Here is a 14,650-nt window from a genome sequence, read left to right on the forward strand (position 1 = left end):
ATTGTATATGTATTGTACAGTAATATCTTGACAACCTCCCGCGACCGGGTAAACTTTCACCTACAGACTATGAATTTTTCGAGCCCTTCCTTAGCGAATTGCCGCGGCTTTTATTTTCTGTCGTGTTTGGTACTTAATATCCTCCCCTCAAGCCTCCCTTTCGCGAAAAGGGAGATTTTTTTGCAGACGGTTGAAACATGAAGACGACATCCTCGACAAGCCTGACCATCCTGAAAAAATGCGTCGAGATCAATTTCTATCTCTCGATCATCGCGCTGATAGCGGGCGGCATCCTGTCGTTTTCGGATAACGGCTCGATCTTCGAGTTTCATACGGATCTTTATGGACCGCTGGCCAATAATCTGCGCATGATGCTGGTTTATCTGGCCTTGACGGAAATCTTTCTGTGCATCGGCTGCTTTTTTTCAGGCAATACCCATTATTTTATGCTGGCCGGTTTCTCCCTGCTGCTGTTGACCGGATCTTTACAGGTCTACAGCGAGATCAACGACATTGAAATCGACCCCAATTTATCGATTTTTCTGGCCTATGCCGGCCTATCCCATCTTGCTTTCGGCCTTTCGGCATGCCTGCTGAAAACGGATCGCCCGCACATCCAAACAAGATTCCGCCGGTCTTCGTAAATCCCGTTCGCTCATGCGACATAACCCGGATCGATTCAAGATGAATATTATTTGGCTTGTGGTTTTTTTACTTGCGAGCTGCACAGGTTTGCCGAAAGGACTGAAACCTGTGGAAGACTTTGAGGTAAACCGCTATGTAGGCACCTGGTATGAAATAGCCCGTCTGGAACAAAGCTTTGAAAAAGGCTTGGACAATATCTCAGCCCAATACACGCTCGCGAAGGACGGCGGCATCGAAGTCCTGAATCAGGGCCGGAACCAGGAAACCGGGGAATGGAAAAAAGCCGAGGGCAAGGCCTATTTTATCGACCAGCCGTCGGTAGGCAGATTAAAGGTCTCGTTTTTTGGACCTTTTTACGGCAGCTACAACATCATCGCGCTGGACAAGCAAAACTACCAATATTCGATGGTGACTGGACCAAACAGATCCTATCTATGGATTTTGGCCAGAACCAAGACCCTGCCGAAGGAAACCCTCGACGCTTTAATCGAGAGCGCCAAAAGACAGGGATTTGAAACCGACAAATTGATCATGGTCAAGCAGGACGAATAGAGATGCTATCGTAACCGAAAGCTCAGGGTGCGCACCGCGCACCACTGACAATGTCCGAAATGCCCATACGCATTTACGGCACGGGACAATTGCCATAAATGAGAGCGACGTTTGGATTTAAGCACCGAAGAAGGTGCGCAGTGCGCACCCTACTAAACTCTAACGAGAATTCGCTTGCCATCGGTCAAAATAATCTGACTTGTATTCAACAATCATTTTTTTTCCTGCATTTTTAGCAAACATATAATTCACCCCTCCACCCAGAGCAGCTCCTAAAACAGGAACAAATTTTACAGCTTGGTTCTTGGTTAGCGTGACACCAAGCAACTTTGCCACTTCCATGATCAGACGAATGGTCACATTAGCGGCTGGCCCTCTTTTAGAGAGATTTTCAGCAGCGGCCTTAGCCAACTGAGAACGAATAGCAGTCTGAGCGGCCGCATCAAAGCCAAGCGCCTTAAAATAAATTAGGTGTGCTTTTTCCTTATGAACCGTATTTTCAAGATCAAACCCATTTAAAACAGCCATTTTCTGATTGAGTCGATACAACTGGGCAGCCATGTTAGCAATATCCACTCCACCCAAGGCAATTACTGTTGCCACTCCGCCCATCCCACTCGTTGCACCACTCGCTGCACAGTAACTTGCTGCTAAGGTGGCGTATTTTTCCATCAGCTTTTCTATAAAAGCATAATTATGCGGTTGCTCAGCCAAATCTTTGAGAGTAGTAACCGTTAATCCATACTCTCTGGCATCGTTCAGAATATCCTCTGGATCAATGTCTAAAATAATTTCCTTGATTTTTGAAAAGATGGTCAGTTCATCACTCATATTTTATCCTTTAGAAAAGACTAAACGCCAAACAGCCTAACTATATTTGGACGACCTAAATGACGCAAAACATTGCGTCATTTAGGATGCCAAATAGATCATAAAAAACCAAAACTGGTTTATTTTCAGCCCCATGGACGAAAATAACATATCCCAATAAAATTCAATACTCTGCTTAGAGCTTCCTGGAAAGCCGCCTAAGTTGCTCTTATATGCAATCCAGCGCCGTAAGCCATGAAGCACAACAATCGCTTACAAAGAAACCGATCAAAATTGCCGCCGAAAAAAACTGTTTCCAGCGGCAGATCTCAAAAAATCGACAGGTGTGTTTGAAAAATCTAGCGAAAATCGATCAATAATTCCGCTGCACCGAAAACTTCGCCAGCTGAATCAAGGCATCCTTGTATTCTGACTCCGGCAACACCTCCAGCGCATCGATCGCCTTTTCGGCTTCCTCGTCGGCGCGCCGCTCGGTATAAGCGATCGCCTGGGTGCGCTGCACGACCGCATAGACTTCGTTGAACGCATCGCGGTCGCCGTTTTGGATCGCGTCGACCACGATTTTCGCATCGGGCTCGCTGCCGTTTTGGATCGCATAGATCAGCGGCAGCGTCGGCTTGCCTTCGGCCAGATCGTCGCCGAGATTCTTGCCGAGTTCTTCCTTGTTGGCCTTGTAATCGAGGGCGTCGTCGATCAATTGAAACGCGATGCCCAAATGCTGGCCGTATTTCGCCAGCCCTTCTTCGGTCGCTGAAGACACGCCGGAGACCACCGCGCCGAGACGCATCGCGGCGCTGAACAGGATCGCGGTTTTGCGCGAGATGACTTCGAGATATTTGGTCTCGGTGGTTTCCGGGTTGTTGCAGTTCAGAAGCTGCAACACCTCGCCCTCGGCGATCAGCGTGGTGGTTTTCGAGAGGATTTCCATCACCCGCATGTTGCCGGTGCGCACCATCATTTCGAAGGCGCGGGAATACAGATAATCGCCGACCAGCACGCTGGCCGCGTTGCCCCAGACCGCATTGGCCGATTCCTTGCCGCGCCGCAGGTCGGACTCGTCGACCACGTCGTCATGCAGTAAGGTCGCGGTGTGAATGAACTCGATCACCGCCGCCAGGATCAGATGCCTGTCTTCGACCTTGCCGAGCGCCTTCGCCGCGAGCAACAGCAGCATCGGCCGGAGGCGCTTGCCGCCGTTGCCGACGATATAATGCCCCATCTGATTGATCAGCACGACATCCGAACTCAATTCGTTAATGATCAATTGGTCAACGGCCCTGGCCTCGGATTTCGTTAAATTCTTGATCGATTCGAAGTCGATCGGCGCCGTAGGACTCGGGTCGATGTGTGTTTGCAATGCCATGCTAATCAGTATGAAAAATGAGGTTGTTTTTGATCCGTAGAACTGCAAATCCGCTGCATCATATCTGCTCATATCTCCTGATGAACAGCAAACTCCCCATCCTATTGAATAAAGGCTATTGATGTCAATAGATAATTTTGTTATCTTATCCGGAATAACTTGCAGCCTAGGCAAGTTTTAGTTGACTAGTCGACAATAAGACATATAATAGTCTGTTCACTTTTTACAGTAAATGCTTGACGGAGCTTACTCTGATGTATGCGGTAATTCAAACGGGTGGTAAACAGTACCGGGTGGCCGAAGGTACGACCTTAAAAATAGAAAAATTGGAGCTGGGTACTGGCGACAGCGTTGAATTCGACAAAGTTCTGCTGGTTCAGTCAGGCGATGCAGTCAAAGTTGGCGCGCCTTTCATCGAAGGCGGCAAAGTCTCCGCGACCGTGTTGTCGCAAGGCCGCCACAAAAAAGTCAAAATCATTAAATTCAGACGGCGTAAGCACCATATGAAACAAATGGGCCATCGCCAATATTACACAGAAGTCCGGATCACCGGCATTTCTGCATAATCCCTAAGAGGTGGTATTGTGGCACATAAGAAAGCGGGTGGTAGTACTCGGAACGGTCGCGACTCAAACGCGAAAAGATTAGGCGTTAAACGTTTTGGCGGCGAAGTCGTCAAAGCCGGCAACATCATCGTTCGTCAACGCGGCACGCATTTCCATGCCGGTGACAACGTAGGTCTCGGCAAGGATCATACCCTGTTCGCGACCGCCGACGGTAGAGTCGTATTTCAGGTTAAAGGCGATAAAGGCCGTAAATTTGTCAGCATCGTTGCTGCCTAAGCCTAAACCGATAATCTAGGGCAACTCCGTAAGTCATGTTTCGGGATTTGCGCTTAGCAACCCGGAACTCCCCAAGAAAGCTCCGCATATCCATCGCGGGGCTTTTTTTGTTTTGAACGCAGGCAAACCTGCACGGCATACTTGATCCATGAAATTTGTTGATGAGGCAGAAATACGCGTCGAAGCTGGCGATGGCGGCAACGGCACCATCGGCTTCCGGCGCGAAAAATACATTCCACTCGGCGGGCCCGACGGCGGCGACGGCGGCGACGGCGGCAGCGTCTTTCTCGTCGCGGTCGAAAACGTGAATACGCTGGCGGATTTTCGCTATCACGCCGTGCACCGGGCCGAGCGTGGCCAGAACGGCATGAGCCGCAACTGCACCGGACGAAAGGGCGAAGACTGCTACGTCCCGGTACCTTTGGGCACGCGAGTCAGCGACGCGGAGACCGGCGAAGTGATGGGCGATTTGACCGAGGTCGGCGAGACCCTATTGGTCGCGAAAGGCGGCTTTCACGGCCTTGGCAACACGCGCTTCAAAAGTAGCATCAACCGCGCACCTCAAAAAGCCAGCAAAGGCACGCCGGGGGAACATCGCACGCTGCATCTCGAAATGACGCTGATCGCCGACGTCGGCCTGCTCGGCATGCCTAACGCGGGCAAATCGAGCCTGATCCGCGCGGTGTCGTCCGCCCGTCCGAAAGTCGCCGACTACCCCTTCACCACCCTGCATCCGAATCTCGGCGTGGTTCGCGTCGACGAGATGCGTAGCTTCGTGATCGCAGACATTCCGGGCGTGATCGAAGGCGCGGCCGAAGGCGCAGGTCTCGGCCTGCAATTCCTGAAGCACCTGTCGCGCACCGGCCTGCTCCTGCACGTGCTCGATGTCGCGCCCTACGAAAGCAGCGACGACCCGGTCAGCGCCGCGCAAAAAATCATTCACGAAGTCGAACAATGGAGCGACGAGCTGGCGGACAAACCGCGCTGGCTGGTGCTGAACAAGATCGACATCCTGCCCGCGGACGAAGCCGACGCGCATTGCGACGCGATCGTCGACGCGCTGGACTGGAACGGGCCGGTTTTCAAAATCTCGGCGACGAGCGGCGAAGGCACGCGCGAGTTGATGTTCGCGATCATGGATTTTCTGGAACAAGAGCGGCGTAAAGACAGTGAAGAGGAATGATTTTTCGCATGTTAAACGGATCGTCGTCAAAATCGGCAGTTCGCTGCTGACCAAGGGCGGCAAGGGCCTCGACCAAACCGCGATTGCTGGCTGGGTCGCGCAAATGGCGGGACTCCGGCAGCGCGGCATCGACGTGATCCTGGTCTCCTCTGGCTCGGTCGCCGAAGGCATGTGCCGACTCGGCCTGAAAACCCGCCCGACCACGCTGCACGAATTGCAGGCCTCGGCCGCGGTCGGCCAGATGGGGCTAGTGCGCGTCTTCGACGACAATTTTCAACAGCACGGTCTGCATGCCGCACAGGTGCTGCTGACCCACGACGACCTCTCCGACCGCCGGCGTTATTTGAACGCGCGCAGCACCCTGCTGACCCTGCTCGATTTCGGCGTGGTGCCGGTCATCAACGAAAACGACACGGTCGCGACCGAGGAAATCCGCTTCGGCGACAACGATACGCTGGCCGCCCTGGTCGCGAACCTGGTCGAAGCCGAATTATTGATCATTCTGACCGATCAGCAAGGTCTTTTCACCGGCGACCCGACTGTCTATCCCGATGCGACGCTGGTTGCGGAGATCCGCGCGAACGATCCGAATCTCGACCAAATGGCCGGCGCGAGCCGCAGCGGCCTCGGACGCGGCGGCATGTCCACGAAAGTGCGCGCCGCCCGACTGGCATCGCGATCGGGTGCCGCCACCGTCATTGCACCAGGCGTCGCCGAAGCCGTGATCAGCCGCGTGATGGAAGGCAAAAATATCGGCACCTACTTCATCCCGGACCTGGAACCTCTCGTCGCCAGAAAACGCTGGCTGGCCGGACAACTGCAAATCAAGGGCGAATTAGTGATCGACGCGGGCGCGGTCAAGGTATTGAAAGCCAACGGCAGAAGCCTATTGGCTGCCGGCGTCAAAGCGGTCTCCGGCCGTTTCGAACGCGGCGAACTGGTCTCCTGCGTCGATGAGGAAGGCAATGAAATTGCGCGCGGACTGATCAATTACGGCAAAACGGAAGCGGAACTGATCGCCGGCAAGAACAGCGCGGAATTCGAAAAAATTCTCGGTTACGCGGACGATGCGGAAATGATACACCGCGACAATATGGTGCTGATCTAGACGGCGCACCAGTCGACCCCGGAAATAAAAAAGGCCGAAACTCGAAGAGTTCCGGCCTTTTTTTGGCGTTATCGCCGTTCCGCTTTATTAAGCAAGCGCTTTGACTTTTGCGTTCAGTCTGCTCTTGCTGCGGGAAGCCTTGTTCTTGTGGATCAGGCCTTTGTTTACAGCGGAGTCGATCACTGGCACCGCCGTGTTGTAAGCGGCTTGCGCTTTTTCCTTGTCGCCCGCGTTAACGGCGGCAATTACTTTTTTGATGAAAGTACGCAAATTGCTGCGTTGCCCTGCGTTGCGAACACGGCTTTTTTCCGCTTGCTTCGCGCGCTTTTTAGCTTGTGCTGTATTAGCCATAGTGTCTCGACTCGTGCAAAAAACAAAATTGAGTTAAATAGACCGAGCATTATCGTGATAAATGATATGATTGTCAAGGCCTTAACAACAAGAATGGGACACCCTTGAGCAGACAGTTATTGAAATCGACCGCCTCGGTCGGCAGCATGGCGCTGATTTCGCGCCTGCTGGGATTTGTCAGAGACATGCTGATCGCGCGGCTTTTCGGCGTCGACATGGCGACCGACGCCTTTTTTGCCGCCTTCAAGCTGCCTAACTTCCTGCGCCGCCTGTTCGCGGAAGGCGCCTTCGCGCATGCCTTCGTGCCGGTATTGACCGATTACAAGGAAAACCACGACGCTCAGACGCTGAAGGATTTCATCGCCAAAACCGCCGGCACCTTGGCATTGATTTTGACCGCGATCACCGCGCTCGGCATCCTCGCCGCGCCGATCCTGATCACGCTGCTCGCCCCCGGCTTTACCTGGCACAGCGCGCAACATGACCTGGCCGTCGAACTGCTGCGCATCACCCTGCCCTACCTGTTTTTCATCTCGCTGACCGCCTTCCTCGGCTCGATCCTGAATGTGTACGGCAAATTCGCCCTGCCCGCGCTGACGCCGGTCTGGCTGAATGTCGCGATGATCGCAGCCGCGATCTTATTGAGTCCGCTGCTGGACGAGCCGATTGCCGCGCTGGCCTGGGGCGTATTCGCCGGCGGCATCGTGCAACTGGCCTTTCAACTGCCTGCGGTCCTGCGCCTCGGCCTGTTGCCGAAACCGCGACTCGGTTTTGCCGACCCCGGCGTCAAGAAAGTGACCGGCTTGATGCTGCCGGCGATGTTCAGCGTTTCGGTCACCCAGATCAATTTGTTGTTCGATACGCTGATCGCATCCTTCCTGGCCGCCGGCAGCGTGTCCTGGCTGTATTATTCGGACAGATTGGTCGAATTTCCGCTCGGCATTCTGGGCGTCGCGGTTTCGACCGCGATCCTGCCGAACTTGTCGAAAACCCATGCCGCCGGTGACTCTGCTGCGTTTTCGGCCGCGCTAGACTGGGGCTTGCGCCTGGTGTTGCTGATCGGCCTGCCGGCGTCCATCGGACTGATCCTGTTGGCCGAACCGATCCTGTTCACACTGTTCCAGTATGATGAATTTTCGGTATCCGACGTGCATTATGCGGGACTCAGCCTGAAAGCCTATTCGGCAGGCCTTTTGGGCTTCATTCTGATCAAGGTGCTCGCGCCCGCGTTTTCCTCGCGTATGGACGTCAAAACGCCGCTCCGCTACAGCATCTATGCGATGTTTGCGAGCCTGGCGCTGAACGTGCTGGCGATTCCGCTCGCGCATACGGGGCTCGCGCTGGCGACCTCGCTAGGGGCCTTCTTGAATGCGGCCTTGCTGTTCATCAAGTTGCGGCGCGACCGGATCTATCAGCCGGCAACAGGCTGGCGGCTGTTTTTGCTGCGCATCCTGCTCGCCGCCGGCGCGATGTCGGCCGTGTTATACAGCCAGGTCGAGCCGAACAACTGGATAGCCCGGAGTTCGGGCGAGAGAGCGCTGTATCTTGTCGGATGGATCGCTGCGGGGCTGGTGCTATATGCCGGAACCTTATGGCTGGCCGGCATGCGGCTGCCGATGTCGCCCAGAAAAGCGAGCACACTACAGTCGACCCATTAATTGCGGCGCAGGCTCTTGTGGGCGGGAGCAAGCGTGTAATCGATGACCAAATTCCCGCCGCTCTGCTAGTCTTGATGTTGCATTTGAACGAACTCGGACTGCCAAGATGATCATACCCGACTACCGCATCGAGCCCGCGGATTTTCACGCCGACAACGACGACCTGCACGCCGTGCGCGATGCGGTGTTCGTGATCGAACAGCGCATTCCCGCCGAAATCGAGTGGGACGAGCAAGACCCGCATAGCCTGCATCTGATCGCCCGCGATGCCGAGCATAATCCGATCGGCACGGGGCGGCTTTCGCCCGAAGGCAAGATTGGCCGCCTGGCGGTGATTAGCGCCTGGCGCAATCAGGGCGTCGGCAAATCGATCATGGCGGCGTTGCTGAATGAGGCGCAAAAGCGCGGCTGGCCGGAAGTCAGTTTAAATGCCCAACTTTCAGCACTGGGTTTTTATGAACGGTTTAACTTTGTCAAGGCAGGCGAGACCTTCATCGAGGCCGGCATTCCGCATCAATCGATGCGCCTGAAACTACAGCCTTTGGCAGCGCCCGAACGGAGGACCGTCAACCCCGGCCGGACTTCGGTTGCGGCGGTCAAATTAGAGCACTTTGATGATGCATTGAACGCAACCCTCAGCATCATCAAAGATGCCCGCCGCGGCCTCGGCATCTGCACGCCCGACCTGGAATACCCGCTGTACGGACATCCCGATGTCGCCGCCGCCCTCCGGCAATTCGCGATCCAGAGCCAGGACGGCGGCGCCCGCATCATCGTGCAGGATACGACAACGGTTATCGGCCAAACGCATCCCCTGATCGAACTCGCCCAAAAACTGCCGTCCTCGTTTGAATTTCGCGCACCGATCGAACCCGAAGACCTGCAATATTCATCGGCCTTTATTTTCAATGACCGGGACGGCTATTTGTTCCGACTGTTCGGCGACCGTTACGCCGGCGTCTGGAGCCCCGCCCTGCCGAGCCGCAACCGCCAGCTTGCCGAAGAGTTCGACCGATTCTGGCAACGATGTGAGCCCTGCACCGCGTTCCGGGCGCTGAATATCTAGCATGAGTCATCGACTTGGTAAGCCGATGACTCATGCCTAACTCCGCCTCAACCGAATTTTTCCGAAAAAATCCGCTGCTCGGCAATGCCTCGGGCCAGTGCGACCTGGGTTGCCGCCGTCAGCAGTAACGGCGGACCGCAGAGGTATATATCATAGTCGCCCGGATGTTCCAGCAAATAGTTCTGCAAGGCTTCGGCAGGCGTGCCGCTGAATCCGAGCCAGTCCGGCGCCGACTTCCAGACGCACAGCGTCACGCTCAAGCCGGGCAGTTGCTGCTGCAATCGATCCAGTTCATCGATATAAAACAGCTCGCTTTCCCGGTTAACGCCGAATAACAGATGTATGGCCCGGTCCTCGCCCCATTCGGCAAGTCGGCGCAGCATTGACAGAAACGGCGCCAACCCGGTGCCGCCGGCGATAAAGATGGCCGGATTGAGACTATCGGCCTGCAAACCGAAAGCGCCGCTGGGCCCGTAGACCTTCAGAACCTGACCGACCTCCGCGCCGCGGCTGAGATAACCTGAAAACCGGCCTTCGGGCTGCAACCGAATCAAAAACTCCAGCTCGCCCCGCCAGTTTCCGGTGTTGGCCAGCGAATAGGCGCGGCGGATTCCTGTATCTGGGATTTCCAGTTCCATGCATTGCCCCGGTTCAAACTCGACCGCCATGCCATCCTGTTCGTCCTGCCAGCTCAGCTTGAGCCGCACCGTCCGGTCCGCAATCGTCTTGAGCCCGGTAATCACCGCATTGCGCGCCTCGTGATGACCGAAATGGATATGCGCATAGTCATAGGGTGCGGTAATCTTAAGGTCGCTGTGCGGATAGGTTCGGCATAAGAGCACATCGCGCCCCGACACGGCCGCTTCGGGCAAAACGCCGGCATTGTACTCGCCCAGCGTGTATTCGCCTTCGGCGCAATGGCCCAGGCAGGCGCCGCAGCCGCCGTCCCTGCACAGCGACGGCAACAGGATAGCGGCTTGCTCGCCGGCACTCACCACATCGAAGCTATCGCCACAGCTGAACGTCACCTCGTGCCCGTCGCGGGTGGTCAGCGTAATTTGATGTTCGGACATAATTACTCCTGCTTGTACGCCGCTCAGGCGGCTTTTTTCATCGCGTCCTGAATATCTTGAGCGGCCGTGCCGGTCGCTTTCAGATCGAACGCTTCACCGAGCTTGGCCAGCAATGCCGGCGTCAAGAAGGCAGGCAGTGTCGGCCCGAGCCGGATGCCGCGGATGCCGAGCGACAGCAAGGTCAACAGCACCGCCACGGCTTTTTGCTCGAACCAGGAGATCATCAGCGACAACGGTAAGTCGTTGACGCCGCAATCGAAGGCTTTGGCCAGTGCGGACGCCACCTGAATCGCCGAATAGGCATCGTTGCATTGCCCCATGTCCAGCAAACGGGGAATGCCGCCGATGTCGCCGAAATCGTGGCTATTGAAGCGGTACTTGCCGCAGCCCAGCGTCAGTATCACGGTTTTGTCCGGGGCCTGCTCGGCCACCTCGGTAAAATAGTTACGGCCCGGCGCCGCGCCATCGCAGCCGCCGATCAGGAAGAAATGCTGGATCGCGCCGGCTTTCACCGCATCGATCACCTTATCGGCGACGCCCATGACGGTATCGCGGCCGAAACCTACGGTAATCAAATGTTCCGGCGCATCCTCGCTAAAGCCCGGCAAGGCCAAGGCGGCCTCAATCACCGGCGCAAAATTGCCGCCGACGATATGCCGGACGCCCGGCCAACCGACCGGCCCTGCGGTAAAAATCCGCTGCCGATAGGCACCCGCCGGTTCCACCAGACAGTTCGAGGTCATCAGAATCGGACCCGGAAACTGCGTAAAATCTTGATGCTGATTCTGCCAGGCCGTCCCGTAATTGCCGACCAAATGCGGGTAGGCTTTCAATTTCGGATACGCATGCGCCGGCAGCATCTCGCCATGAGTATAGATATTGATGCCCAGCCCCTGGGTTTGCTCCAGCAATTGCGCCAGGTCGTGCAAATCGTGGCCGCTGACCAGTATCGCCTTGCCTTTTACCGGGGCGAGGTTGACCGTGCTGATCTGCTGCGCGCCGAAGCTGCCGGTATTTGCCGCATCCAGCATCGCCATGACTTTATAATTCAATTGGCCGATACGCATAGACCAATCCAACAGCTGATCGGCGTCGTCGGGGTGCGTCGCCAGAAAATCCAGCGCCTCTTCAAATCCGGCGCCAATGTCATCGTCACGATAACCCAGCATCAACGCGTGGTAGGCATAAGCGGCCGCGCCCTTGATTCCGTACAACAGCATGGCCCTAAGGCCGATGATGTCTTCGCCGACTTGCTGTAGTTCGAGATTGATGGCGGCCTCCTGGGCCTGGATCATCAGCCCGGCGAGGGTCGAGGCGGGCTGCCATTGACCCGGACCCGTTAGCGCTTCAACGGGAACATCCTGCTGCTCGGCAAGCGCTTCGTATTGCGCTTTAAGCCGGTCGCGCCACCCTGCCGTTTCCTTGATCAACTGTACAAAGCGACTGGCGTTGAAATTGACGTTGGTCAGCGTAGTGAACAACGCATACAGCATGAAATCGTCGGCCTGGGATGGGTTCCCCCCGAATTGCCGCAAACGCTTAGCGTATTGGGCGATGCCTTGCAGACCGTAAATCATCAGGTCCTGCAAATCGGCGGTGGTTTCGTCCTTGCCGCAAACGCCTTTGACTTCGTGGCAACCATTGCCAGTGCTTGAGCGCGTGGTTTGTTCGCATTGATAACAAAACATGATATCTCCTTGTTGGATGGATTGATGGCTCGTAGTGGTTGCCAGAATACAAGCGCACCGCTAAAGTGTCCTTGACTTAAATCAAGCGAGGTTTTATGGCCATCGACACCCAGGTGCAATTCCGCCAACACTATCTGTTTGCCATGCTGGACGACACCCAATTGGGCCGCGTGCTGTCGGCGGCCCAGAGCATGGCTCTGGCCGAGGATGAACATCTGTTTCATTTCGGGGATCAGGCGCGCTATTTTTATCTGCTGCGCACGGGGCAAATTCAGCTTTACCGGCTATCGCCCGGCGGCGAGGAAAAAGTGATCGAGATCATCCAGCCCGGCCAAACCTTTGCCGAGGCGGTGATGTTTTTTAATAGCAACATCTATCCGGTCAGCGCGAAGGCCGTCCTGAACAGCGAGTTATGGCGAATCGATATGGCGGTATTTCTCGGCTTGCTTCAGGAATCCAATGCGCTGTGCCTGCGTTTGCTGGGCGGCATGAGCCGGCGCCTGCACGGCGCGATACAGGACATCGATCAATTGACGCTGCAAAATGCCAGCATGCGGGTCATTCAATTGCTGCTGCAATCGGCTCCCGACCGCACCGCCGGCCGCTACAGCCTGGAATGGGAAACCCCCAAACAAATCCTGGCCTCCCGGCTATCGGTGCGCCCTGAGACTTTCTCCCGTATCCTCCAACAATTAAGCCGTAAGGGCTTGATCTCGGTACAAGGCAAAACGGTGGAAGTGTTGAATGTAAAAGGGCTTCAGCATGAGCTGGATTTGGCCGATTAAGGCCGTGTCTGAGTTAAAATACCGCCCCATAAGATGAGCCTATCGCCGAATTAGCTTAGCGAGCAACCTTTTGCTAAGCTACCGCCAAACTAACCCCGCATTCCTAAAACAGAAAGTTGACTCGAATTCCAACCATGCCACACTCTCCGATCCCTACCCCTAAAGGCCGCCGGTTGAGCGGCCATCTGGCCGAATTCAAGCAAAATCCGCTCGACTGCATGATTCGCTGGCACCGCGAATTTGGCGACATTGTCAACTTTCGGATCTTCTCGCAAAATTTTTATCTGCTGAACCACCCCGATCTGGTCGAACAGGCGATCACCGAGCAGCAGGATGTTTTCGTAAAGATTTACGACCCGCAAAAACCGAAGGGCTTGCAATTGTTTATGGGCCAGGGGCTGGTAACCAGCACCGGGCCGTTGTGGAACCAGCAGCGGCGCCTGCTGCAACCGGTGTTTCAACGGAGGAACATTTTGACCTTGCAGCCGGAGATGGAAAAGGCCGGCGCGCAGTTGATCGAACGCTGGCGGCAATTTGAGCCCGGTGCCGAGGTCGAGATTTCCAAAGAGATGTTGCATCTGGCGCTGGAAGTGCTGACGAACACGATGTTCGGCACCAGCGTGCTGGACCGGGTCGACGAGATCGCACCGGCGTTGGACGTCTGCCTGCGTTATGCCGCCGCGACGGTTTTGAATCCCCTGGACCCGCCCTTATGGGTCCCGACGCGCCGCAACCGCGAATTCAAACGCGCGCTGGCCACGCTGGACGCGGTCATTTACGGCATGATCGACGAACGCGCGGCGAATCCCGGGCAATATAATGACTTATTGCATCTACTGCTGAGCAGCACGGACCCTGAAACCGGAGCCGGCATGAGCCGGCGGCAATTGCGCGACGAGATGGCCACGCTGTTCGTGGCGGGCCACGAAACCTCCGCGAACGTGCTGACCTGGACACTGTATTACCTGGCCAGATACCCCAAGGTGATGGCCAGACTCAGAGCGGAATTACGCAGCGTGTTGAACGGCGGCGTCCCGACCGCCGACCAGATCGAACAACTCCCTTACACGAAGGCGGTGCTGTTCGAGGCGATGCGCCTGAAACCCGCCGTCGCGCTGATCATCCGAAAAGTCGAACGCGACACCTCCCTGCAAAACTACCCGCTCAAGGCCGGCAGCCTGGCGATGGTCAGCATCTACAACATCCATCACCATCCGGCGCTGTGGGAAAACCCGGAGGCTTTCGACCCGGACCGCTTCCTCGGCCAGAAAGTCTCCAAATATATGTTCTTACCGTTCGGCATCGGCCCGCGCTTCTGCATCGGCAATCAGTTCGCGACCGTGGAACTGACTCTGCTCTTGGCAATGCTCGCGCAACATTTCGATTTTGCGCTCTGTAGCGATCAGGAGCCGGAGCATGACATGGCGGTGACCTTGCGTCCGAAGGGGGGGCTTAAATTAAGCGTGCGAGCGATAAATTAAACCTTGAACGCCCAAGCATCGTTC

The 14,650-nt window shown here is 55.8% G+C and carries 15 protein-coding genes; 10 read left to right on the top strand and 5 right to left on the bottom strand.

Annotated features, from left to right (window positions below):
- The first annotated feature begins 197 nt into the window (after nucleotides 1-197).
- Nucleotides 198-644 (top strand): hypothetical protein, encoded by a 447-nt coding sequence (locus ACEPPP_RS08915; protein WP_374090722.1) that lies wholly within the window; start codon nucleotides 198-200, stop codon nucleotides 642-644.
- A 40-nt stretch (nucleotides 645-684) separates the two neighbouring features.
- The gene (locus tag ACEPPP_RS08920) at nucleotides 685-1,197 is read left to right on the top strand and encodes a lipocalin family protein (protein WP_374090723.1); all 513 of its coding nucleotides are present in this window, start codon (nucleotides 685-687) and stop codon (nucleotides 1,195-1,197) included.
- 159 nt (nucleotides 1,198-1,356) lie between these two features.
- Here the strand turns inward: ACEPPP_RS08920 and ACEPPP_RS08925 are convergent, their stop codons facing one another.
- Complete coding sequence (locus ACEPPP_RS08925; RefSeq protein WP_374090724.1) at nucleotides 1,357-2,028, bottom strand: EcsC family protein; 672 nt, start codon at nucleotides 2,026-2,028, stop codon at nucleotides 1,357-1,359.
- 352 nt (nucleotides 2,029-2,380) lie between these two features.
- Nucleotides 2,381-3,391, bottom strand: a complete 1,011-nt coding sequence (ispB, locus tag ACEPPP_RS08930; protein WP_374090725.1) for an octaprenyl diphosphate synthase — start codon at nucleotides 3,389-3,391, stop codon at nucleotides 2,381-2,383.
- Nucleotides 3,392-3,645: 254 nt separating this feature from the next.
- Here ispB and rplU point away from each other — a divergent pair, with 254 nt between their 5' ends.
- The 4 genes from rplU (at nucleotide 3,646) to proB (ending at nucleotide 6,524) form a co-directional block, all read left to right on the top strand.
- Nucleotides 3,646-3,957 carry a 50S ribosomal protein L21 gene (gene rplU / locus ACEPPP_RS08935; RefSeq protein WP_374090726.1) on the top strand — a complete coding sequence of 104 codons (312 nt, stop codon included), beginning with the start codon at nucleotides 3,646-3,648 and terminating at the stop codon, nucleotides 3,955-3,957.
- Between the two features lie 18 nt (nucleotides 3,958-3,975).
- The gene (gene rpmA / locus ACEPPP_RS08940; RefSeq protein WP_374090727.1) at nucleotides 3,976-4,233 is read left to right on the top strand and encodes a 50S ribosomal protein L27; all 258 of its coding nucleotides are present in this window, start codon (nucleotides 3,976-3,978) and stop codon (nucleotides 4,231-4,233) included.
- A 148-nt stretch (nucleotides 4,234-4,381) separates the two neighbouring features.
- A complete protein-coding gene (gene cgtA, locus ACEPPP_RS08945) occupies nucleotides 4,382-5,416 on the top strand; it encodes an Obg family GTPase CgtA (protein WP_374090729.1) in 1,035 nt (344 codons plus the stop codon).
- Nucleotides 5,403-6,524, top strand: coding sequence for a glutamate 5-kinase (proB, locus tag ACEPPP_RS08950; protein WP_374090730.1), 1,122 nt, complete (start codon nucleotides 5,403-5,405; stop codon nucleotides 6,522-6,524). The genes cgtA and proB overlap by 14 nt, the downstream gene beginning before the upstream one ends.
- An 87-nt stretch (nucleotides 6,525-6,611) precedes the next feature.
- On the opposite strand, the gene rpsT is transcribed toward proB, so the two are convergent.
- The gene (gene rpsT / locus ACEPPP_RS08955) at nucleotides 6,612-6,875 is read right to left on the bottom strand and encodes a 30S ribosomal protein S20 (RefSeq protein ID WP_374090731.1); all 264 of its coding nucleotides are present in this window, start codon (nucleotides 6,873-6,875) and stop codon (nucleotides 6,612-6,614) included.
- 104 nt (nucleotides 6,876-6,979) lie between these two features.
- Here rpsT and murJ point away from each other — a divergent pair, with 104 nt between their 5' ends.
- A complete protein-coding gene (gene murJ / locus ACEPPP_RS08960; protein ID WP_374090732.1) occupies nucleotides 6,980-8,533 on the top strand; it encodes a murein biosynthesis integral membrane protein MurJ in 1,554 nt (517 codons plus the stop codon).
- A gap of 106 nt (nucleotides 8,534-8,639) precedes the next feature.
- Nucleotides 8,640-9,599, top strand: coding sequence for a GNAT family N-acetyltransferase (locus ACEPPP_RS08965; protein WP_374090733.1), 960 nt, complete (start codon nucleotides 8,640-8,642; stop codon nucleotides 9,597-9,599).
- A gap of 47 nt (nucleotides 9,600-9,646) precedes the next feature.
- Here ACEPPP_RS08965 and ACEPPP_RS08970 read toward each other — a convergent pair whose 3' ends face one another.
- Together ACEPPP_RS08970 and hcp are read right to left on the bottom strand one after the other, a co-directional pair.
- Nucleotides 9,647-10,672, bottom strand: coding sequence for an FAD-binding oxidoreductase (locus ACEPPP_RS08970; RefSeq protein WP_374090735.1), 1,026 nt, complete (start codon nucleotides 10,670-10,672; stop codon nucleotides 9,647-9,649).
- A gap of 23 nt (nucleotides 10,673-10,695) precedes the next feature.
- Nucleotides 10,696-12,360: a hydroxylamine reductase gene (gene hcp / locus ACEPPP_RS08975; protein WP_374090736.1), complete on the bottom strand. Its 1,665-nt coding sequence runs from the start codon at nucleotides 12,358-12,360 to the stop codon at nucleotides 10,696-10,698.
- 95 nt (nucleotides 12,361-12,455) lie between these two features.
- On the opposite strand from hcp, the gene ACEPPP_RS08980 reads away from it, so the two are divergent.
- Together ACEPPP_RS08980 and ACEPPP_RS08985 are read left to right on the top strand one after the other, a co-directional pair.
- Entirely contained in the window at nucleotides 12,456-13,145 is a 690-nt protein-coding gene (locus tag ACEPPP_RS08980; RefSeq protein ID WP_374090737.1) for a Crp/Fnr family transcriptional regulator, read from the top strand.
- A gap of 134 nt (nucleotides 13,146-13,279) precedes the next feature.
- Nucleotides 13,280-14,626, top strand: coding sequence for a cytochrome P450 (locus ACEPPP_RS08985; RefSeq protein ID WP_374090738.1), 1,347 nt, complete (start codon nucleotides 13,280-13,282; stop codon nucleotides 14,624-14,626).
- The last annotated feature ends 24 nt before the right edge of the window (nucleotides 14,627-14,650 follow it).

The organism is Methylomicrobium lacus (genome assembly GCF_041897535.1).
Classification (GTDB): domain Bacteria; phylum Pseudomonadota; class Gammaproteobacteria; order Methylococcales; family Methylomonadaceae; genus Methylomicrobium; species Methylomicrobium lacus_A.